The organism is Nocardia amamiensis (assembly GCF_015477605.1).
GTDB classification, from domain to species: domain Bacteria; phylum Actinomycetota; class Actinomycetes; order Mycobacteriales; family Mycobacteriaceae; genus Nocardia; species Nocardia amamiensis_A.
This window is the reverse complement of sequence record NZ_JADLQX010000013.1, coordinates 189,668-210,040: the sequence shown is the minus strand read 5'-3', so window position 1 is coordinate 210,040 and position 20,373 is coordinate 189,668. Positions and strand designations below refer to the sequence as shown.

Below are 20,373 nucleotides of genomic sequence, written 5' to 3'. Positions count from 1 at the left end.
AACCACCTACCGGAGACCTCGCCCATCTGCCAACGCGGACAACCACTTTCAAACAAACAGTTGAGGGGTGGCACCGCACAGCGGTGCCACCCCTCAACTCACTTCGACACAGGCCCTAGCGGAACTTGGCCAGGCAGGCGCTCTCGCCGTCCAGCACACCGGTGCGGAAGGCCTCCAGCCGCTGGTAGCCGCTCGGCACCACCTTGCCGTTCACGTCGGCGGCCGCAAGTCCATCGGCGAGCAGCCCGGAGACCGCCTCGTCCAGGTCGCCCGCGGACAGGTGCGGGTCGCTTCCCGGCTCGCTCAGCTTGGTGGTCACCACACCGCTGAGGCAGGCGGTACGCAGGCCCGCGGTTTCGGCGCCGGTCAGCGACAGGTTGCGATCCTGTTGCACGGCGAGCGCATACCGCGACACGAAGACGACGAACGCGTTGTAGTCGCCGTCCACCATCGCCGACAGCGGGTCGTCGTCCGCCATCGGCGCGCCACGCTCAGCGAGCGCGGGCACGTCGGTACCGATGCGGTTCTCGCTCGGGCAATACGAAACCGGCCGTGTGACAGTGACGTTCGAGCAGCTGCGGCCGACCCCGGAGTAGTCGAACCGCGGCGGCCGCGCGAGCGGGAAGATCTCGGCCAGCGCCGCGCTCATGCTGGTCAGCGAGGTGACGTCCACCGGAAGCTGGGCCTGCTCCTCACCGGGTCCGAAGGTGACGGGTAGGTTGCCGCGCCGCTGGGCGATCTCCTTCCTGGTGATCTTCTTGCACCCCGGCGCCCCGTCGGAGTAGCCGATCTGCACCGCGGTCACTCGTTCGAAGGCGGAGCCGTGCACGTTCTCCGGATCGTTGGGATCCCGGTCGCGGACGGCCACCGTGGCGCCGAGCACGGCATTGAGACCGTCGGTGGTGTTGAGGGTGAAGTGCGCCGAATTGCCCTCGGCCACATGGCGCAGGAAGACACCGGCCAGGCAGTCGGCTTGCTGTTCCCGCACGAGCGGCGGGGTCAGGAAGCCGGCGAGCTCGGCCTGTCCCTGAATAGCGTGGCCGTACTCGTGTGCGAGCACCATGACCACCGCCATCTCGCCGTACTTCTGCACCAGCTTCGGCAGCAGCACACCGCGATCCCAGCCGATGGTGTGGTCGCCCCCGCAATAGGCGGCGTTCACCTGCTGGTAGGTGCTGCTCTCGCAGAATACGACCGATTCGGCCTTGGACGCCTTCGCATCCCAGGAGATGTACCTGGTCACCGGCTTGAAGGTGCCGGGAAAGTGCTCGGCGTACTGCGTTGTCCAGAAATCCTGGACATCGGCGACGGCGTTGAGGGCGAGCCGGTCGACCGAGCCGCCATCGCCGTTCTCCGCCGTGAGAGTCGTGTCCGGCACTCCTTTGCGCGGGCCGTTCGGACCGGTTGCCGTCATCGATCCGGCCAGCTCCCAACCACCACCCGATTCCGAGACTTGCTGCGCCGCAGCTCGTTCGCGTCCTGCGCACACCCCACCAGCATCGTGGTGACCACCCCGAGCACGGCCACCACACCGACCCGCAAGCATCTGTTCTTCGCCATCGACCCGCCTCCCCGAGTACCGCGCGCGAGCGCTCACATCGTAATCGCCGGGCACCCCCTCCGCGCATCACTCGCGTTGTCTCGCTTCGCTTTCGTTACTCGGCGCTGAACAGGCGGGTTCGTCTGCGGGCGGGCAATATTCAGCGAGAACCGTCATCCTGTTTCGCAGTACCGATCCACACCGCCGGTCCACCGAGGTAGGGTTCGCGCCGCGTTCCGCATACTTCCGGCTGGCTGAAGCTGTGATTCAGTCGGCGAATCAGTCCAGATGGGCCGATAGCAGCCAGGCCGGAACCGACTTGCGGCCGCCCGGCTCGTCGCGCATACCCTCGAACCGGAAACCCACGTCCGCGGGCAACTCCGCGGGCAGATTGCCATGGATGCGCGCCGGCCTGATCTCATCGATAGCCCAGTACTTCGATACCACCGCACGAAGCTCGTCGGCGGTGACCGGCGACGGCCCCGGCTGGGGCGCTTCGGGCAGCGCCGCCCGGTCGAACACCAGCGCGAAATACGACGCGCCCGGCGCGGCGGCGCGCACGATCGACTGCTGATAGCCCTCCCGCGACTCGACCGGGATCGAATGGAACAGCGTGCTGTCGACGATGGTGCCGAAGCGGCCGTCGTAGCCGGTGAAGGAGGTGACGTCGGCGACCTCGAAGGACGCGTTGGCCAGACCGCGCCTGGTGGCCTCGGCACGGGCCAGCTCCACCGCGGTCGGCGACAGATCCAGTCCCACGGTGGTGAAGCCCCGCTCGGCCAGATACAGCGAGATCGCCCCCTCCCCGCATCCGGCATCGAGGACATCGCCGTGGAATTTGCCCTGCTCGATCAGCCTGGCGAGTTCCGGCTGAGGTTCCCCGATGCTCCATGGCGGTTTGACGCCCGGCCCGAACGGGCCCCCGGTGCCCCGGTAGATTTCTTCGAATTCGAAATCATGTGGTGTCGTCATAGCCCACGAATATCAGGGCACGGGACATACGTTTGGGACGTGGCCCGCGAGTCCTTCAGTTCGCTTCCAGGCAGCGTTTCATCCTCGCGTCGACGTAGGCGATGAGGCATTGCAACGGCCAGCGACCGTCGTCCATCAGCTCGAACATGTCGACACGGTCGCGCAGGTCCCACAAGAGGGTATCGATCTCTTGGAGGTCGTGCACGGTCAAGTCGCCGCGCTGTGTTACGGCCAATGCCGACAGCAGCTCTCGATCGATCTCCGCCAACGTGCCGTGCAGCCATTGCGTTCGGCCGAGGACGGCATCATGGCTCTTCAGGTCGACGTAGTCGAACAGGTTTCGGAGCGGACTCTGCTCGATCGTGTCCGGAGGCGGAAACGGAATCCGATCCCGAACGACCTCGAGCTGACGCCGAACCTCGCGGGCGCCGGCGACGGAGAACTCCTCGCTCAGACGGGCCGAGAGCCCGAGCAGCAATCGCTCGATGTTGTCCACGCTCGCCTCCTGCCCCTGGAAGACGTTGTCGCCGACCACCCTACCGGCTTCGCGGTGCTGTCGCCCGGAGCTCTCATGGTCACCGCGATCACGCCTTCATGACTTCGCCGAGACGGCGACGGACGGTGCACCGTCCGGATCACCGCACGGGTTTCCGCGTCTCGCACCGATCGTGGGTCCGCGCGGAGGCGGGCGGGCGCAGATCAGTGCAGCTGGATGTCGGCGATGAGGGCGCGGTGGTCGGAGCCTGGCACGGTGAAGCTGTACAGGTCTTCGGCGGTGGCGTCGGCCAGCAGGATGTGATCGATGCCGATCACCGGCCCCCAGCGGCGGTCTTCCGGGAAGGTGGGCAGCAGGCCCGCGCCGGTTTGGTCGGCGGCCGAGGCGAAGCGGCCGCGCAGCAGATCGCGGTAGGCGGTGTGGTCGCGGGTCGCGTTGAAGTCGGCGCCAACGATGGCCGGCCCGCGGTGCGCGTCGAGAATCTCCCGGGTCTTGCGCATCTCCGCGGTCCAGGCCGGGAAATTGAACGGCGGCGGGACCGGATGAAAGGCGAAGACGGTGATCGGCCCGCGTTCCGGGTGATCCATCGTCGCGGAGAGATTGTTCAGAATGTAGCCGTCGTACTTCCTGTTGTCCCGCAACGGATACCGACTGTAGATACCGGTGCCACCACCACCGCCGGTGGGTTCGGTATAGCGGTAGGGCAGTTCGTCGAGCAGACCCGCGCCGGCCAGGCTCTCGACCGCCGCGTCGGTCAGCTCATCCACTGTCAGCACGTCGACGCGGTTGTCCCGCACCGCGCGCACCACGGCGGCCGGATCAGCCTTGCCGAACAGCAGGTTCGATTGCATGACGGTCATCCGCGGCCCGCTCGCGGCCCGCCCTTCCGGCACGAACGCGGGCACCGATGTCCACAGCACCGCTATGGCCAGTGCTCCGGCCACGGCCGCACTGCGCCACCCGCGCGCGATCAGCATCAGCACCAGACCGACGACGGCGCCGATCATCAGGTACGACGCCCCCGACGCGAGCAGCACCAGCCCCCGTCGCTCCCACGCTCCGAAATGCAGCACGATCCCGGCGGCGCCCGCCGCCACAGCGCACCACCCCATCCCGAGCAATGCCCGGTCTATCCATTTACGCATGCGGCCGAGCCTAGGCAATGCCGGTGCAGCTCCGGTATGGGGCGTGTGTGGAATTCATGTGGGCTACCACGAGCGTGGTCGATCCAAGCGGTGAAGCGGGTGGCAGGTCGGTGAGGGCATCTCGGCGCCGCAGCTATGACGCAGCGCACACCGCAGAGGCGGCGCACCGAGTGAACCTATGGTCGCGACAGTTCGTAGTACAGGTGACGAGATGCAGTGTGCGCCTCGCTGAACAGCGACGAAAGGGACCGAAAGATGACTTCGGCCAAAAGATTCCAGCGTGCCGCTGCGCCGGTCGCAGCCACCGCGTTCGTACTCGCAGGGCTGCTGAGCGCCTGTGGTGGCGACGACGGCGGCCGACCTGTTCCGGCAGCCGAATCGGCATCGTCGACCACGGCGACCGCCGCGCTGGCGCCCGCTGCGGGGCAGGCTCCCGCGGTCGCGAAGACGCAGGGCTGGCTGAAGATCTACGGCGCAGCAGCGCCGGCCGGGACCGCGAATGCGGTGCAGCTCGATGTGACCAGCGATCCGAGTGTCGGACAGTACGTGTCGGACGGGACGGGCCGGTCGCTGTACCGGTTCGACAAGGACACCGCGAAGCCGTCGGCGTCCAACTGCGCCGGGCAATGTGCCGTGACATGGCCGCCGCTGACCGTTTCCCGTGACCAATCGGTCTACGCGTCGGGGGTCGACCCACAGCTCGTCGGATTCATCGAACGGGCCAACGGCACATGCCAAATCACCATCGGCGGCTGGCCGGTGTACTTCTTCTCGAAAGACAAGAAGCCAGGGGATCTGCTCGGCCAGGGCGTCGGGGGGACATGGTTCGCGGTGGCTCCGAACGGCGGCAAGGCTCTCGCCAAGTGATCCGAATGCCGCTGGATCAGCCACAGTAGGTCCAGTTGATGGGTTCGGCCCCGACCTCGCCGCCGCCGCAATGATCGACGGGGCCGAACCATCATCACCAGCCGTCAACCTTCGGTCTCAGCGAGGCCGCCGGCTCATCAATCCCGTCAGCGTGGCGGTGTCTGTGGTCAATGAGCCGCCGGCGAATTCCAGGGCGGCATACGACCTTTCGGCTGCATCCGGATGTCCCGCGCCGCAGGCATCGGTGACGAGGATCGGCAGGTAGCCCAGGTCCAGGCTGTGGCGGACAGTCGGCTCGATGCCCACCTCCATGGCGATACCGGCCACGGCGAACGTGTCGATGCCGCAGTCGCGCAAGGCGACGTCGAGTGGTGTCGCGGCGAAGGCGGACATGGTGATCTTGTCGAAGACCACCTCGTCGGGGCTGGCGGCCAACTCGGGAACCAGCTGGAACTGCGGTGAACCCTGCGGGAAGCTGGAGTGCAGCTCGGTGGGGTCGTCGACGCGCTGCCACTGCATGGCGGTGCGCAGCTGGGCGACGCCGGACGCGGCGACCGGCAGCGACATGTGCCGGGTGTAGAACACCCGGAAACCGCCCGCTCGTGCGGCATCGCGCAGTTGCACACAGGCGCGCGCGATCTTGTCGCCGTCGGGGATCTGGCGCACGATGCCGACCTGCATGTCGTAGATGAGCAGGGCCATGCGCGCGGGATCGCAGGCGTCCTGCACGGTTTGCGGAATGCTGAGGCCGAAGGCGTGTCGCACGGTCACGCGGTCCGGTCGTAGGGCTCGGCGACGTCGACCGCCGGGTCCATCAGCGCCTCCAGCGGCAACGGCGCCTGCACCGGAACGTAGGTCCATTCCAGGTACCCGGCTTTGGTGAGCGGGAAGTCCGCGACGTACTTCTGCGCCTCTTCGACGCTGTCGACTTCGAACACGATCACCACGCCGGGCTCGTCGGCGCGGGCGTAGTTCTCCCGCACGATGCCCGCCTTCCACAGCCGCCACACATTGGCGACCTCCTCGGGCAGGTACGGGTTGATCGTCTCCAGCGTGACGCCCGGCTTGAATCGGTCGAAAACGATGACCTTCATAGGTTTTTCGCTCCATGTTCGCGTTGATCTGAACGGCATTCATGGAATCGCGATGATTACAGTGTTACAAGAACGCACTTTTCAGTGAGTACCCCGGAGGTCTTGTGCCCGGCAAGCGCTACAACTGCGCCGTGGAGGTGACCGTCGACCTGATCGGCGGCAAGTGGAAGCCGGTGATCCTCGCCCACCTGAAGGAGGGCGTGCACCGCTACGGCGAGTTGCGCAGGCGAATGCCTTCCACCAGCGAGAAGATGCTGGTCCAGCAATTACGCGAGCTGGAATCCGACGGCCTGGTCCACCGCACCGTCTTCGACACGGTGCCGCCTCAGGTCGAATACACCCTCACCGACGAGGGCCAGACCCTCGTCCCCGTCCTCACCGCCCTCTACGACTGGGGCGAAGAACGCGCCGCCCGCACCGGCCTCGCCTTTCCCGCATTCTCCGAAGCGACGCCCGGCCCGGCCAATGCCCAAGTCGGGATCGAACCGAGCCAGTAATACCCTACAGGGGTAAGGTTTACTTGGCCGATCTTCGTTGCTAGAGTCGGGTGCGTTATGAGGTTCATCGATCGATTGCGACGCGGCGCCCCGGTGCCGGCACTGCTGGCCGCGGTGCTGCTCGTCGGGCTGATGATCGACTGCGCCACGATCGGCGACCACGGCCATGATCACGCGTTGGCCGGATCAGCCATGGATCGGCCGGCCTCTTCGATGATCCACAGTCCATCACACCTGCTCGCCGACGACGCTACTCATCCGTGCGGCCCGCATATCGCGCACTGCATCATGAAATCGGTGCTGCCGGGCGGGACCGGGAGCAGCGCGGTGTCGCAACTGCTGCTGTGGGCAGTGGTCGTGGCCGCGGCCATCGCGGTGGCCGCCGCGCCGGTGCTGACCGGAGGTGTCCGCGGCCCGCCGGTGCCGGTAGCGGCCCCGGGTGGCCGCGTCATTCTCACGCGGTTCTGTATCGCTCGACGCTGACAGGTCAGCGCCAGGCCGAAGATGTGTTCGTTTCGGCCGGTGTTCGCTGCCCTGCTCACGTCCTCACCGCCGTACGGCGGTTCCGATACAGGAAGCGACAAAATGAACAACGTTGTGGTCGATACGCCCGCCGAGGGTCCTGCGGCTCTGATCGCGGCGCGGCAGCCGCACATACTCGTCGGCAACACCCCGGTCCTGCGGATCGGCGCTCCGCTGGCGCCCGCGGGCCGCGGCTTCTGGGCCAAGCTCGAGGGGTTCAATCCGGGTGGGATGAAGGACCGTCCGGCCCTGCATATGGTGCGTGGCGCCGAGGAACGCGGCGACCTGGCGCCTGGCGCGCGGATAGTCGAGTCAACCAGTGGCACATTGGGTTTGGGCTTGACACTGGCGGGGATGGTGCATCGTCACCCGGTCACCGTGGTGACCGATCCGGGAATGGAGCCCATCGTCGCGCGCATGCTCACCGCCTACGGGGCCCGCGTCGAGCTCGTGACCGAGCCGCATCCGGTCGGTGGCTGGCAGCAGGCACGACGGGATCGAGTGACCGAACTGCTGGACCGGGACGCGGACGCGTGGTGCCCGGACCAGTACAGCAACCCCGACAACGTCGACGGCTACGAATCGCTGGCACTCGAGCTCGTCGACCAGCTGGGCGGGGTGGACGTACTGGTGTGTGCGGTGGGCACCGGCGGCCATTCCTCCGGCGTCGCCCGGGTACTGCGCCGGTTCTACCCGGACATGAAACTGATCGGTGTGGACACCGTGTCGTCCACGATCTTCGGCCAGCCCGCAGGCCCTCGGTTGATGCGTGGCCTGGGGTCGAGCATCCACCCTCGCAATGTCGACTACGAAGCGTTCGACGAAGTGCATTGGGTGGCACCGGCGGAGGCGGTGTGGGCGTGCCGCACACTGGCCGCCACCCAGTACGCCACAGGCGGCTGGAGCGTCGGCGCGGTCGCGTTGGTGGCCGGGTGGGCGGCGCGGGTGTTCGACGCCGATACCCGAATCGCGGCGGTGTTTCCGGATGGTCCGCACCGCTACTTCGACACCGTCTACAACGATGCCTTCTGCATCGAGCACGGCCTGTTCGACGCCGACCCGCCGGTCGAGCCCGACACTCTCTCGCATCCGGCCGAGCGGGCGGTGACATCGTGGACGCGCTGCGCCACGGTGATCGACCCGCGACGGTTCGCGCCGATGGCGGAGGTGCGGTCGTGAGTGTGCTGCGGCGGTTCCGCGGTTTCGATCTGCCCGCCCGCCTGCTGATGGTCAACCAGTTCGGCATCAACCTCGGCTTCTACATGCTGATGCCGTATCTCGCCGGATACCTCGCGGGTCCACTGGGTTTGGCCGCCTGGGCGGTGGGGCTGGTGCTCGGTGTGCGGAACTTCTCGCAGCAGGGCATGTTCCTGGTGGGCGGCACGCTGGCCGACCGGCTCGGCTACAAGCCGCTGATCGTGGCCGGATGCCTGCTGCGCACCGGCGGCTTCGTCCTGCTGGTGTTCGCCACGTCGCTGCCGGGGTTGCTGATCGCCTCGGCGGCAACCGGTTTCGCCGGCGCACTGTTCAATCCCGCGGTCCGCGCCTACCTCGCCGCCGACGCCGGTGCACGCCGGGTGGAGGCGTTCGCACTGTTCAACATCTTCTATCAGGCAGGCATCCTGGCCGGTCCACTGGTGGGACTTGCCTTGCTGGCGTTGGACTTCCGGGTCACGGCCGGGGCTGCCGCGCTGGTCTTCGCGGCTTTGACAGTGGCGCAGCTGTTCGCGTTGCCGACCCGCAGCGCGGAGGCACCGGCGGAAAAGACCTCGGTGCTGCAGGACTGGCGCACCATTGTGAGCAACCGGCGGTTCGTGGCGTTCGCGGTGGCGATGATCGGCTCGTATGTGCTGTCGTTCCAGGTTTATCTCGCGCTGCCGCTGCAGGCGGAATACGTCGCGGGAGCACGATCGCAGACGCTGACCTCGGCGATATTCGTGATCTCCGGGGTCGTCGCGGTAGCGGGACAGTTGCGCATCACCGCGTGGTTGCAGGCGCGGTGGGGAAGCGGACACAGCCTGGTCGTCGGCATGGGAATTCTCGCGGCCGCGTTCCTGCCGCTGGCCGTGATCGCGGGTCCGCAGCGGTTCGGCCCGGGCGCAGCGGCGGCGGCACTGCTGGTGTCGGCTGCCCTCCTCGCGGTCGGCACTGCCGCCGTGTTCCCGTTCGAGATGGACACCGTCGTCTCGCTGGCCGGCAACAGACTGGTGGCGACGCACTACGGGTTCTACAACACCGTCGTGGGTGTCGGCATTCTCGTCGGCAACCTGGCCACGGGCGCCGTCATCGGCGCGGCCCGCGCCGCCGGAGCCGACTGGGCCGTCTGGGCCGGGCTGACCCTGATCGGCGCGATCGCGGCCCTCGCCTTGCACGGCCTCGACCGGTCCGCACCCGCACGGCATGCTGTGTCCGATGCGGACCCGACGACGTCCGGTGCGGACACCGGCCGACAGCACAGTCCGGCTGGTGCCAGGTCCCAGTGACAACCTGACGTTCAGGCCGATGCGGACCCACTTCCGGGCCAGCCGGGAAAAGCGGATGTGGAGCGCGGCGGACCGACACTACTGTCGACCAAGTGACACCGCCGCTGCTCCGCCCCGCTACCCGCAATGACGAGCCGTTCCTCTGGGCAATGCTGTACGAGGCGTCGCACGCTGCCGAAGAGGGCCTGACTTCACCTGGCGCCCTCCGGGCCCTCCCGGACCTTTCCCGCTACGTCGACGGCTGGGGCGTCCAGGACGACCGCGGCGTTGTCGGCGGCACCGCGGCCCAGCCGGAGGGCGCCGCCTGGCTCCGCCTGTTCACCAGCGAGAACCCCGGCTACGGCTACGTCGACGACACCATCCCAGAACTCGCCATCGCCGTCGCACCGGCTGCCCGCGGTACCGGCCTGGGCACCGCCCTGCTGACCCGTCTCCTCGCCGACGCCCGATCCCGCTACCCCGCCGTCAGCCTCAGCGTCCGAGCCGAAAACCCCGCCCGCCGCCTCTACACCCGCATCGGCTTCTCCGACCTCGCCGGCTCCGAAATCATCAACCGCGCCGGAACCACTAGCGTGACAATGGTTTTGCGGTTCCGATGACAGGGCGAATAACAACTGTCTCATACCTCTTCCCGCGCCCGGGTCTGACGGCTCACACCCCACAGCGTTGAAGACGGGGCACCAGTACCACAAAGCAGCAGGTGGGAGTCGAGATCACGAGTAATGCGGGTACCGGTGCAGGAGGAAGAGATCGCACGGTTTGCTCGTTCCCAATGTGAGGAATCTGCTTGTTTCCTGGTCTACTAGTCGGAGTGCGACGCGTCTTCGAAAGCCCTGCTGTTCGCGCTGGTCATGCCGGCAGCGAAGAACCTGTTGATCGACACCGCCCCACCGCAGAAGGGCGGCGAGGCAGGTCGACCCCGTTTGCTACGGTCCGTCCAGATGGTCGGCGCTCGCGGACGCGGTGGATTGCCAGGACGCTTGCGTCGGCAGCGGTGATGCTAGGGGCTCTGACGACAACGTCTGGGGTGGTTGTCGCGGACCCGCCGTCGTCTCGCCCGAATACGGGGTCGTCCGACGGCTACAAAGCCCCCTCGGAAAGCTCTGCCCTCCCGCCCCTACCGGTTGTCGACCGTATCGAGCCGATCACCGACCGGTGGCTGCGAGTGTTCGTGAACTCGCCCGCGATGCAACGCGTCGTGCAGGTGCAGGTGCTGGTGCCGGCCGACCGTAGCCGCCCGCGACCAACTCTGTACATGCTCGACGGTCGCGGCGCCCCCGAGAACAGCAGCAGCTGGATCGAGTACGGCCGGGCGCGAGAGTTCTTCGCCGACAAGAACCTCAACGTGGTGCTGACCACGGGCGGCCCGGCCAATCTCTACACCGACTGGCAGCGCCGCGATCCAGTCCTCGGCACCAACAAATGGGAGACGTTCCTCACCCGCGAACTGCCGCCACTGATCGACACGCACTTCGAAGGCAGCGGCCGCAACGGAATCCAGGGTGTCTCCATGGGCGCCGAAGCCGCGATGATGCTCACGTTCCGGACACCGGGCATGTATTCCGTCGTCGCGGCCCACAGCGGCTGCTACACCCTCACAGGCGCTGCTCAAGCTCAAGCCCGCGGGATCGTCGAGACCTACGGCGGCAATCCGGACAATATGTTCGGGCCACCGAATGATCCCGACTGGCTGGCCCACGACGTCATGGCACACGCGGAAGCCTTGCGCGGCACCGCGATCTACCTGTCCAGCGGCAGTGGCATCCCCGGCGAACACGACCTGCCCGGCAAGGTCGAACTCCCCGACGCCATCACCGTCGGAGGCCCTCTCGAAGCCGGAGCCTTCGGATGCGCCCTCGCACTCGCGAACCGGCTGACCCAACTGCAGATTCCTGCGACGGTGAACCTGCGGCTCACGGGCACGCACTCCTGGCCGTACTGGGCCGACGAACTGGTCCGGTCCTGGCCTACCATCGCCGGAGCACTGCACATCGACAACTGACGAAGTCAGGCGCCGAAGACTCGTTCGACCACGGACTTGGCGCGCCGGGTGACGCGCATGTAGTGGTCGAGGAATTCGCTGCCGTCGCCGGAGGGCCAGCCCGCGACGCGCGCGACGGCCGAGAGCAGGCGGCCCGGGCCGGGTAGCTGGTCGGTGGGCTTGCCGCGCACCAGCACCAGGGCGTTGCGCGCTTTCGTCGCGGTCAGCCACGCGTCGCGCAGCAGCGCCACGTCGTTCGCGTCCAGCAGTTCGGTCTGCTCGATCACCTCCAGCGACTGCAATGTGGAGGTGTTGTGCAGGCCCGGCACCTCGTGGGCGTGCCGCAGCTGCATCAGCTGCACCGTCCACTCGATGTCGGTCAGGCCGCCGCGGCCCAGCTTGGTGTGGGTGGCCGGGTCCGCGCCGCGCGGCAGCCGCTCGGCGTCCACCCTGGCTTTGATCCGCCGGATCTCGCGCACCGCGTCGGCCGACACACCGCCGACCGGATACCGCACTTTGTCGATGACGTGCAGGAAGCGCACTCCGAGTTCCTGGTTGCCCGCAACCTGGTGGGCACGCAGCAGCGCCTGCACCTCCCAAGGCTGGGCCCACTGCTCGTAGTAGGCAGCGTACGCGGCCAGCGTGCGCACCAGCGCGCCGTTGCGGCCCTCCGGGCGCAACCCGGCGTCGAGCAGCAGCGGCGGATCGGTGCTCGGCGCCCCGAGCAGTTGCTGCACCCGGTCGGCCACCCCGATCGCCCATTTGACGGCCTTGGTCTCGTCTTCGCCTCGGCGCGGGTCGCAGACGAACAGGACATCGGCGTCGGAGCCGTAGCCGAGCTCCATGCCGCCGAGCCTGCCCATACCGATCACCGCGATATCGGCCGGCGCCGGTGCGCCGCGCTCGGCTTCACTGGCCCGGATAACCGCACCGAGCGAAGCCTCCAGCACGGCCACCCATACCGACGACAGCGCGCGGCACACCTGCGGCACGTCCAGCATGCCGAGCAGGTCGGCCGACGCCACCCGCGCCAGTTCGTGCCTGCGTAGCGAACGGGCGGCTGCCACAGCGCGTTTCGGGTCCTCGTAGCGGGTCGACGCGGTGAGAATGCCGCGGGCGACCTCCTCCGGCTGTGGGCCCAGCAGCAGCGGACCGCTGGGACCGTCGGCGTACATGCGGATCGTCTCGGGCGCGTTGATCAGCAGATCGGGCAGGTATTCCGAGGAGCCGAGCACGATCATGAGCCGCTGCGCGATGGCGCCCTCGTCGCGCAATTCGCGCAGGAACCAGATCTGGTCGGCGAGCCCCTCCGACACCCGCCGGTAGGCCAGCAGGCCCGCGTCGGGATTCGGTGTGTCGCTGAGCCATTCGAGCAGCGTCGGCAGCAGCAGTGCCTGGATGCGCCCCTTGCGGGAGACGCCGCCGGTCAGCGCCTTCAGGTGTCCGAGCGCGTGTTCCGGCGTCGCGTAGCCGAGCGCGGCGAGCTGCCGGATGGCGGCTTCCGGGCTCAGCCGCAACGCGTCGGGCTCCAGCCGCACCACCGATTCCAGCAGCGGACGGTAGAACAGCTTGGCGTGCAATCGCCGCACCCGAACCGCGTTGCGGCGGATCTCGCTGGTCAGCACGCCCACCGCGTCCTGCCTGCCGTCGGGGCGGATGTGCGCGGCGCGGGCCAGCCAGCGCATCCCCTCCTCGTCGTCGGCGGCGGGCAAGGTATGCGTGCGACGCAGCCGCTGCAGTTGCAAGCGGTGCTCGAGCAGCCGCAGGAACTCGTACGACGCGGTGAGGTTCGCCGCGTCGTCGCGGCCGACGTACCCGCCCACCGCGAGGGCGGTCAACGCCTCGACGGTGCCCTGCACATGCAAGGTCTCGTCCACCCGCCCGTGCACCAATTGCAGGAGCTGCACGGCGAATTCGACGTCACGCAGGCTGCCGTGCCCGAGTTTGAGTTCGCGTTCGCGCAGATCGGCGGGCACCAGGTCCTCCACCCTGCGCCGCATCGCCTGGACGTCGGCGACGAAATCGGGACGCTCCGAGGCCGTCCAGACCATCGGCATCAGCGCGTCGCGGTACTGCCTGCCGAGCGCGAGATCACCGGTCGCCGGGCGGTTCTTCAGCAGCGCCTGGAACTCCCAGGTGCGCGCCCAGCGCTTGTAGTAGGCGATGTGCGAGTCCAGCGTCCGCACCAGGGCGCCGGCCTTGCCCTCCGGCCGCAACGCCGCGTCGACCTCGAAGAACGCTTGGCTCGCCACATTCATTGCTTCGGCTGCCAGCCGCGTGGCCGTGGCGTCGGCGGGCTCGGCGACGAACACCACGTCGACGTCGCTGACGTAGTTCAGCTCGCACGCGCCGCACTTGCCCATCGCGATGACGGCCAGCCGCACCGGCACCGGCTCGTCCTTGCAGACCCGTGCCACCGCGACCGCCAGCGCCGCGGTCAGGGCGGCGTCGGCCAGGTCGGTGAGGTGCCTGCCGACCACCTGGTACGGCAGCACCGGCTCGTTCTCCACGGTGGCCGCCAGGTCCAGCGCGGCCAGCAGCATCAGGTGGTCGCGGTAGCGCCTGCGCAACAACGCCACCACCTCTGGACCGGAGATCCCGGCGCGGAACAGCATCGGCGCCGCGTTGGGCCCCTGCTCCGGCTCCGCCTCGATGACGGCCAGCAGGTCGGCGATCACCTCGTCGCGACCGGGCAAGTCCTTGTGGCGCAAGATCTCCCAGGTGGACGGCTGGGCGACCAAATGATCGCCCAACGCGCTGGACGAGCCGAGCAACGCGAAAAGCCTGCCGCGCAACGATGTATCCGTGCGAATCGCCGAATCGACCGCGGCCCACTCGTCGCCGATGCTCTCCCGCAACCGCATGAGCGTGTTCAACGCGAGATCGGCGTCCGGCGCGCGGGACAGCGCCCACAACACGGGGATACTCTCGACGTTGTCCCAGCCCAGTTCGCGCAGCGACGCGGCGGCGGACGGCTCGAGCAATCCGAGCCGACCGACGCCGGGGACAGCGGAACGGGCAGACGGTGGCCGGACCATGGCTCTCAAATTACCTGGCCGAGACCACGGGCATGCCGCCGAAGGTCACTCCCGGGTTACAACCCCAGGTATTCCTTGAGTTCGAACGGCGTGACCTGGCTGCGGTAGTCCGCCCACTCCCTGCGCTTGTTGCGCAGGAAGAAGTCGAACACGTGCTCGCCGAGCGTCTCGGCGACCAGCTCGGAGCGCTCCATGGCCTGCAACGCCTCGTCCAGCGTGCCCGGCAGCTCGCGGAAGCCCATCGCGCGCCGCTCGGCGGTGGTCAGCGACCACACGTCGTCCTCCGCCTCCGGGGGCAGCTTGTAGCCCTTCTCGATGCCCCGCAGACCGGCCGCCAGCAGCACGGCGAAGGTCAGGTAGGGGTTGCACGCGGAGTCCGGGCTGCGGATCTCGACGCGACGCGAGGAGGCCTTGTTCGGCGTGTACATCGGCACCCGCACCAGAGCGGAGCGGTTGGATCGGCCCCAGGAGGCCGCGGTGGGCGCTTCGCCGCCGTGGATGAGGCGCTTGTAGGAGTTCACCCACTGGTTGGTGACCGCACTGATCTCCGGGGCGTGCTCGAGGATGCCCGCGATGAACGCCCGAGCCGTCTCCGACAGGTTCATCGGGTCGTCGGGGTCGTGGAAGGCGTTCGTCTCGCCCTCGAACAGGCTCATGTGCGTGTGCATCGCCGAGCCGGGGTACTGGGGGAACGGCTTGGGCATGAACGTCGCGCGCACGCCCTCGTCGATGGCCACTTCCTTGATCAGGTAGCGGAAGGTCATCACGTTGTCGGCCATGGACAGCGCGTCGGCGTAGCGCAGGTCGATCTCCTGCTGGCCGGGAGCGCCCTCGTGGTGACTGAACTCCACCGAGATGCCCATGGACTCCAGCGCGTCGATGGCGTGGCGGCGGAAGTTCGGCGCCGAATCGTGCACCGCCTGGTCGAAGAAGCCGCCGGTGTCGGCCGGAGTCGGCGGGGTGCCGTCGTGCGGGCCGTTCTCCAGCAGGAAGAACTCGATCTCGGGGTGCACGTAGCAGCTGAAACCCACGTCGCCCGCCTTGTTGAGCTGGCGGCGCAGCACGTGGCGCGGGTCGGCCCAGGACGGCGAGCCGTCGGGCATGGTGATGTCGCAGAACATGCGCGCGGAATGCTGATGGCCCTTGCTCGTGGCCCACGGCAGCACCTGGAAGGTCGACGGATCCGGCCGGGCGACCATGTCCGCCTCGGAGACCCGGGCGAAGCCCTCGATGGCCGAGCCGTCGAAGCCGATACCCTCTTCGAACGCGCCTTCTAGCTCGGCGGGAGCAATCGCCACGGACTTCAGGTAGCCCAAGACGTCGGTGAACCAGAGCCGCACGAAGCGGATGTCCCGCTCTTCGAGCGTCCGCAGCACGAATTCCTTCTGGCGATCCATGCCCGCGAGCGTAAGCATCCGGCGTTAAATCTGTGTTACATACACGCTTAAGATTGCTGAGCAGGATTTTTTCGGAAGACTCCGCACAGCCGGATCGTCCGCTTTGTGAGGTTTTCCCGGCGCGGGCCGCTCCGCGTCACCGTTCAGCAACCGATCCGGACGGGCTCAGCAGGTGAGTCCCGGCGCGGGTTCGGACAGGTCGATCAGATAGGCGATGACCGCGTCGTCCACGCAGGGCACACCGCCCGCCAACGCCACCGTGTGCCGGTTGCCGCGGTAGGTGATCAGCGCGGCACCCAGCTGGTCGGCCAGGTCGACACCGGCCTGGTACGGCGTCGCCGGATCCTCGGTGGTGGACACCACCACGGTCTTCGGCAGGCCGTTCACCGAAATCCGATGCGGCTCAATGGTATTCGGCACCGGCCAGGCCGTGCACAACTCCAGCGGCGCCGCACCCGTGCCGCGGCCGTCGTCCAGGAACGGCGCCGCCTTGCGGTATTCGGCGTCCTGCCGTCCCACCACGGCACGGTCGGCGATGCGCGGATCGTCCACGCAACGGATGGCGTTGAACGCGTCGGTGGTGTTGGTGTAGCTGCCGTCCTCGCGGCGGCCGTCGTACAGATCGGCCAGCACCAGCAGGGTGTCGCCGCGCCCGTCGCGCAGTTCGGACAATCCGAGGGTAAGCGCCTTCCACAGCTCGTCGGTGTAGAGCGCTTGACGCACACCGGTGAGCGCGTCGCCGTAGCTCAGCCCGCGCGGGTCGGTGGTCGGCGCCGGCTTGTCCCACAGCGGATCGACCAGCTCGCGGAACCGCCGCACCGCCTGCGCCGGATCGGTGCCGAGCGGGCAGTCCGATTGCTGGGCGCAGTCGGCGGCGTAGGCGTCGAACACCTTCTGGAAGCCCGCCGCCTGCCGCAACGACTCCTGCACCGGGTCCTGCGAGGAATCGATGGCGCCGTCGAGCACGAGGGCGCGCACGCGGTCCGGGAACTTCTCCGCGTACGCCGAGCCGATCTTGGTGCCGTAGGAGTAACCGATGTAGCTCAGCTTCGAGTCACCGAGCGCGGCGCGCATGACGTCGAGATCCTGCACCACCTCCCGGGTGCCGACGTGGGCGAGGAAGTCCTTGCCGGTCCGCTCGGCGCAGCGGTCGGCGTAGCGGCGGTTGTCCGCCTCCGCGTCGGCGATGCCCTCCGGCGAGTAGTCCTCCTGCGGCTCGGCGCGCTCGGCGTCCTGCTCCTGCGCGGTCTGGCAGACGATCGAGGGGGTGGAGGAGCCGACCCCGCGCGGGTCGAAACCGACCCGGTCGAAGCGCTCGGCCAACGGTGTCTTGTTGCCCAGTGACGACATGCCGAGCCCGGACTCCCCCGGCCCGCCCGGATTCATCAGCAGCGAACCGATGCGGTGACCGGTGGCGCGGACCCGGGACACCGCGATCTGCGCGGCCGGCCCGTCCGGCGCCGCGTAGTTCACCGGAACCGTGATCCGCGCGCATTCGGTATTCGGCGGAAGACGGTCGTCGGGTCCGCCGAATCCGGTGCAGTCGCCCCACTGCACGGTCTGGCCGTAGAACTTCTCCAGGCCGGCGGGCGGCGTCGGCATCGGCTGCCCCGTTTCGGTGCGGGTGATCGCGCACCCCGCGCCGAGCACAGCAACCGAAGCCAGCACCGCCACCACGAGCGCACCGCGCCCACTCCGCACCGTCGACATACCTTGATATTGCCAGCAAACACCGGCGGCCCCTCGGGCAAACCCCACCCGCCGCTGTGACCAATTGCACCGGTCATCGCCCTTAATGCGCCGGGGTGGCGGGTGGCACACTGGGTTTCGTCAAGCAATCCCGGGGACCCGGACGGGCCCCGAGGCGACACAGACGAAAGGGACGATGATGTCCGTATCCGATTCGGAAACCCCTGCCTACGGTGCGGTGCCCGCTGAATCCAAGAAGGTCGTGCGCAAGACCCGGGTGCACCATCTGCGGCAGATGAAAGCCGACGGTGAACGCTGGGCGATGCTGACCGCCTACGACTACTCCACGGCACGGCTGTTCGAAGAGGCAGGCATCCCGGTACTGCTGGTCGGCGACTCGGCGGCCAACGTCGTGTACGGCTACGACACCACCGTGCCGATCACCGTGGACGAGCTCATCCCGCTGGTCCGTGGCGTGGTGCGCGGCGCGCCGCACGCGCTGGTGGTGGCCGACCTGCCGTTCGGCACCTACGAATCCTCGCCGCAGCAGGCGCTGGCCACCGCGACCCGGTTCATGAAGGAGGGCGGGGCGCACGCGGTGAAGCTGGAGGGCGGCGAGCGCGTGGCCGAGCAGATCGCGGTGATCACCGCGGCGGGCATCCCGGTGATGGCGCACATCGGCTTTACCCCGCAGAGCGTGAACACCCTGGGCGGTTTCCGCGTGCAGGGTCGCGGGGACGGCGCCGAGCAGCTGATCGCCGACGCGATCGCGGTGCAGGAGGCGGGCGCGTTCTCCGTCGTCATGGAGATGGTGCCCGCGGAGCTGGCCGGACAGGTCACCCGGAAGCTGACCATTCCGACCATCGGCATCGGCGCCGGCGCCGACACCGACGCACAGGTGCTGGTATGGCAGGACATGGCCGGCTACACCAGCGGCAAGACCGCGAAGTTCGTCAAGCGCTTCGGCCACGTCGGGGACGAATTGCGCTCCGCGGCCGCCGCTTACGCCGCCGAAGTGCGCCAGGGCACCTTCCCCGGGCCCGAACACGGCTTCTGATCCCGGCGTTCCCGCCGAAAACGATGACCGGCCGGGCAGTGCGCGCATGCGTCGCGCTGCCCGGTCCCGGCACTGGAACCGCTCGGCTGAACTATTCCCAGTGGAACCAACCGGTTCGGGCCGGTCGGCGAAATCAATGGCAGACTCGATGCCGACAATACCGACACGACCAGAGGTACCGATGCCGTACAGCCGTTGGATTTCACGCAGCTCCCTGCTGATCGCGGGCGTTTTCGCCGCCGCGGCCCTGACCGCGTGCGGCAGCGAGTCGGCTCCCACCGGCAGCGCGACGTCGACCACGACATCCGCCACGCCGGGCCCGACCACCGGCCGCACCACGCCGGCCAGCCCGGAGATCTCCGACGCCGCCGGGAACCAGCTGTGCGACATGATGAGGTCGGAACTGTCCAACTGGCGTATCCAGGGCGGAACGCTGGGCAAGATCGGGCTCAACGCGCTCGTGCACGAGTGGGCACTGCGCAACGGCGGCATCAACGCCGCGGTGCTGGCCGACAAGGCGATCATCGACCGCGCCACCACCAAGAGCTGCGCCGACGTGCGCCAGCAGGCCATCGAGGCACTGGGAATTCCGGACCTGGCCTCCGGACTCGCCTTCTGACCGGGCAGGCCGAATGCGCACCCCCTACCCCGAGATCGAACCGTACGACTCCGGCATGCTGGCGGTCGGCGCAGGCCAGTCGGTGTATTGGGAGGTCAGCGGTAATCCGGACGGCAAGCCCGCGGTGTTCTTGCACGGTGGCCCCGGTGGCGGCACCGCGCCGTACCACCGGCAGTTCTTCGACCCGGCCGTCTACCGGATCGTGCTGTTCGACCAGCGCGGCTGCGGCCGCTCCACGCCACACCTGGCCGATGGCGCGACCCTGGAGCACAACACCACCTGGCACCTGATCGCCGACATGGAAGCGCTGCGCACGCATCTCGGCATCGAGCGCTGGCTGGTGTTCGGCGGCTCATGGGGTTCCACGCTCGCGCTGGCCTACGCGCAGCGGCATCCCGAACGCGTGACCGAACTGGTGCTGCGCGGCGTATTCCTCCTGCGCCGCAAGGAAATCGACTGGTACTACAACGGCGCCGCCGGCTACGTCTACCCGGACGAGTGGGCGAAGTTCCTCGCGCCGGTGCCGGAAGACGAGCGCGACCAGGATCTCGTCGAGGTCTATCACCGGCTGCTGCACTCGCCCGACGAGCAAGTCGCCCGCGCGGCCGCGATCGCGTGGTCCACCTGGGAAGGTTCGACGAGTTCGCTTCTGCCGCAACCTGATCGGATAGCCGAAACGGCCGAGCCCCGGTTCGCGCTGGCTTTCGCCAAGATCGAGAACCACTACTTCCGCCACGGCGGGTTCCTCGAGGAGGGCCAGCTGCTGCGCGACATCGGCGCGATCACGCACATCCCCGCCGTGATCGTGCAGGGCCGCCACGACATCGTCTGCCCGGCGGTCAGCGCGTGGGAACTGCACCGGGCGTGGCCCGGTTCGGTCCTGCACATCGTCGCCGACGCCGGGCACGCGGCGAACGAGCCCGGCATCACCCATCACCTGGTCGAAGCGACCGACCGATTCGCGAAGGAGGGGTGA

20 protein-coding genes are annotated in these 20,373 nt (G+C 68.2%); 10 read left to right on the top strand and 10 right to left on the bottom strand.

What is annotated here, in order from left to right; all coding sequences use genetic code 11:
* Nucleotides 1–115 precede the first annotated feature (115 nt).
* The 5 genes from IU459_RS19160 to IU459_RS19145 form a co-directional block, all read right to left on the bottom strand.
* A complete protein-coding gene (locus IU459_RS19160; RefSeq protein ID WP_228838129.1) occupies nt 116–1,414 on the bottom strand; it encodes a metallopeptidase in 1,299 nt (432 codons plus the stop codon).
* Nucleotides 1,411–1,560 carry a hypothetical protein gene (locus IU459_RS38570; protein WP_228838128.1) on the bottom strand — a complete coding sequence of 50 codons (150 nt, stop codon included), beginning with the start codon at nt 1,558–1,560 and terminating at the stop codon, nt 1,411–1,413. The genes IU459_RS19160 and IU459_RS38570 overlap by 4 nt, the downstream gene beginning before the upstream one ends.
* 259 nt (nt 1,561–1,819) lie before the next feature.
* Nucleotides 1,820–2,512 carry a class I SAM-dependent methyltransferase gene (locus IU459_RS19155; protein WP_195130901.1) on the bottom strand — a complete coding sequence of 231 codons (693 nt, stop codon included), beginning with the start codon at nt 2,510–2,512 and terminating at the stop codon, nt 1,820–1,822.
* 55 nt (nt 2,513–2,567) lie between these two features.
* Nucleotides 2,568–3,008, bottom strand: coding sequence for a hypothetical protein (locus IU459_RS19150; RefSeq protein ID WP_195130900.1), 441 nt, complete (start codon nt 3,006–3,008; stop codon nt 2,568–2,570).
* A gap of 203 nt (nt 3,009–3,211) precedes the next feature.
* Nucleotides 3,212–4,153, bottom strand: coding sequence for an endonuclease/exonuclease/phosphatase family protein (locus IU459_RS19145; protein ID WP_195130899.1), 942 nt, complete (start codon nt 4,151–4,153; stop codon nt 3,212–3,214).
* Nucleotides 4,154–4,408: 255 nt separating this feature from the next.
* Here IU459_RS19145 and IU459_RS19140 point away from each other — a divergent pair, with 255 nt between their 5' ends.
* The gene (locus IU459_RS19140) at nt 4,409–5,020 is read left to right on the top strand and encodes a hypothetical protein (protein ID WP_195130898.1); all 612 of its coding nucleotides are present in this window, start codon (nt 4,409–4,411) and stop codon (nt 5,018–5,020) included.
* Nucleotides 5,021–5,137: 117 nt separating this feature from the next.
* Here IU459_RS19140 and IU459_RS19135 read toward each other — a convergent pair whose 3' ends face one another.
* Both IU459_RS19135 and IU459_RS19130 read right to left on the bottom strand, forming a co-directional pair.
* Entirely contained in the window at nt 5,138–5,791 is a 654-nt protein-coding gene (locus IU459_RS19135) for a cysteine hydrolase family protein (RefSeq protein WP_324198932.1), read from the bottom strand.
* A complete protein-coding gene (locus IU459_RS19130; protein WP_043689051.1) occupies nt 5,788–6,114 on the bottom strand; it encodes a hypothetical protein in 327 nt (108 codons plus the stop codon). Before IU459_RS19130 ends, IU459_RS19135 begins: the two co-directional genes overlap by 4 nt.
* Nucleotides 6,115–6,218: 104 nt before the next feature.
* Here IU459_RS19130 and IU459_RS19125 point away from each other — a divergent pair, with 104 nt between their 5' ends.
* From IU459_RS19125 to IU459_RS19100, 6 genes are all read left to right on the top strand, one after another.
* Nucleotides 6,219–6,611 carry a winged helix-turn-helix transcriptional regulator gene (locus IU459_RS19125; protein ID WP_195130897.1) on the top strand — a complete coding sequence of 131 codons (393 nt, stop codon included), beginning with the start codon at nt 6,219–6,221 and terminating at the stop codon, nt 6,609–6,611.
* Nucleotides 6,612–6,668: 57 nt separating this feature from the next.
* Nucleotides 6,669–7,094 carry a hypothetical protein gene (locus IU459_RS19120; RefSeq protein ID WP_195130896.1) on the top strand — a complete coding sequence of 142 codons (426 nt, stop codon included), beginning with the start codon at nt 6,669–6,671 and terminating at the stop codon, nt 7,092–7,094.
* Nucleotides 7,095–7,196: 102 nt separating this feature from the next.
* Nucleotides 7,197–8,312 carry a PLP-dependent cysteine synthase family protein gene (locus tag IU459_RS19115; protein ID WP_195130895.1) on the top strand — a complete coding sequence of 372 codons (1,116 nt, stop codon included), beginning with the start codon at nt 7,197–7,199 and terminating at the stop codon, nt 8,310–8,312.
* A complete protein-coding gene (locus IU459_RS19110) occupies nt 8,309–9,616 on the top strand; it encodes an MFS transporter (protein WP_195130894.1) in 1,308 nt (435 codons plus the stop codon). Before IU459_RS19115 ends, IU459_RS19110 begins: the two co-directional genes overlap by 4 nt.
* A 92-nt stretch (nt 9,617–9,708) precedes the next feature.
* Complete coding sequence (locus IU459_RS19105; RefSeq protein WP_324198931.1) at nt 9,709–10,215, top strand: GNAT family N-acetyltransferase; 507 nt, start codon at nt 9,709–9,711, stop codon at nt 10,213–10,215.
* 566 nt (nt 10,216–10,781) lie between these two features.
* Complete coding sequence (locus IU459_RS19100) at nt 10,782–11,618, top strand: alpha/beta hydrolase (RefSeq protein WP_324198930.1); 837 nt, start codon at nt 10,782–10,784, stop codon at nt 11,616–11,618.
* Between the two features lie 5 nt (nt 11,619–11,623).
* Here IU459_RS19100 and IU459_RS19095 read toward each other — a convergent pair whose 3' ends face one another.
* The 3 genes from IU459_RS19095 to IU459_RS19085 form a co-directional block, all read right to left on the bottom strand.
* Nucleotides 11,624–14,635, bottom strand: coding sequence for a bifunctional [glutamine synthetase] adenylyltransferase/[glutamine synthetase]-adenylyl-L-tyrosine phosphorylase (locus tag IU459_RS19095; protein ID WP_195130893.1), 3,012 nt, complete (start codon nt 14,633–14,635; stop codon nt 11,624–11,626).
* A gap of 56 nt (nt 14,636–14,691) precedes the next feature.
* The gene (gene glnA, locus IU459_RS19090) at nt 14,692–16,032 is read right to left on the bottom strand and encodes a type I glutamate--ammonia ligase (protein ID WP_195130892.1); all 1,341 of its coding nucleotides are present in this window, start codon (nt 16,030–16,032) and stop codon (nt 14,692–14,694) included.
* A gap of 165 nt (nt 16,033–16,197) precedes the next feature.
* On the bottom strand, nt 16,198–17,742 hold the full coding sequence (locus IU459_RS19085; protein WP_195130891.1) for an alpha/beta hydrolase: 1,545 nt from the start codon (nt 17,740–17,742) through the stop codon (nt 16,198–16,200).
* 178 nt (nt 17,743–17,920) lie between these two features.
* On the opposite strand from IU459_RS19085, the gene panB reads away from it, so the two are divergent.
* The 3 genes from panB to pip all read left to right on the top strand — a co-directional run bounded on the left by panB (nt 17,921) and on the right by pip (nt 20,373).
* Nucleotides 17,921–18,778 (top strand): 3-methyl-2-oxobutanoate hydroxymethyltransferase, encoded by an 858-nt coding sequence (gene panB, locus IU459_RS19080; RefSeq protein ID WP_195130890.1) that lies wholly within the window; start codon nt 17,921–17,923, stop codon nt 18,776–18,778.
* 181 nt (nt 18,779–18,959) lie between these two features.
* Complete coding sequence (locus IU459_RS19075; protein WP_195130889.1) at nt 18,960–19,397, top strand: hypothetical protein; 438 nt, start codon at nt 18,960–18,962, stop codon at nt 19,395–19,397.
* Between the two features lie 13 nt (nt 19,398–19,410).
* Nucleotides 19,411–20,373: a prolyl aminopeptidase gene (gene pip, locus IU459_RS19070; RefSeq protein WP_195130888.1), complete on the top strand. Its 963-nt coding sequence runs from the start codon at nt 19,411–19,413 to the stop codon at nt 20,371–20,373.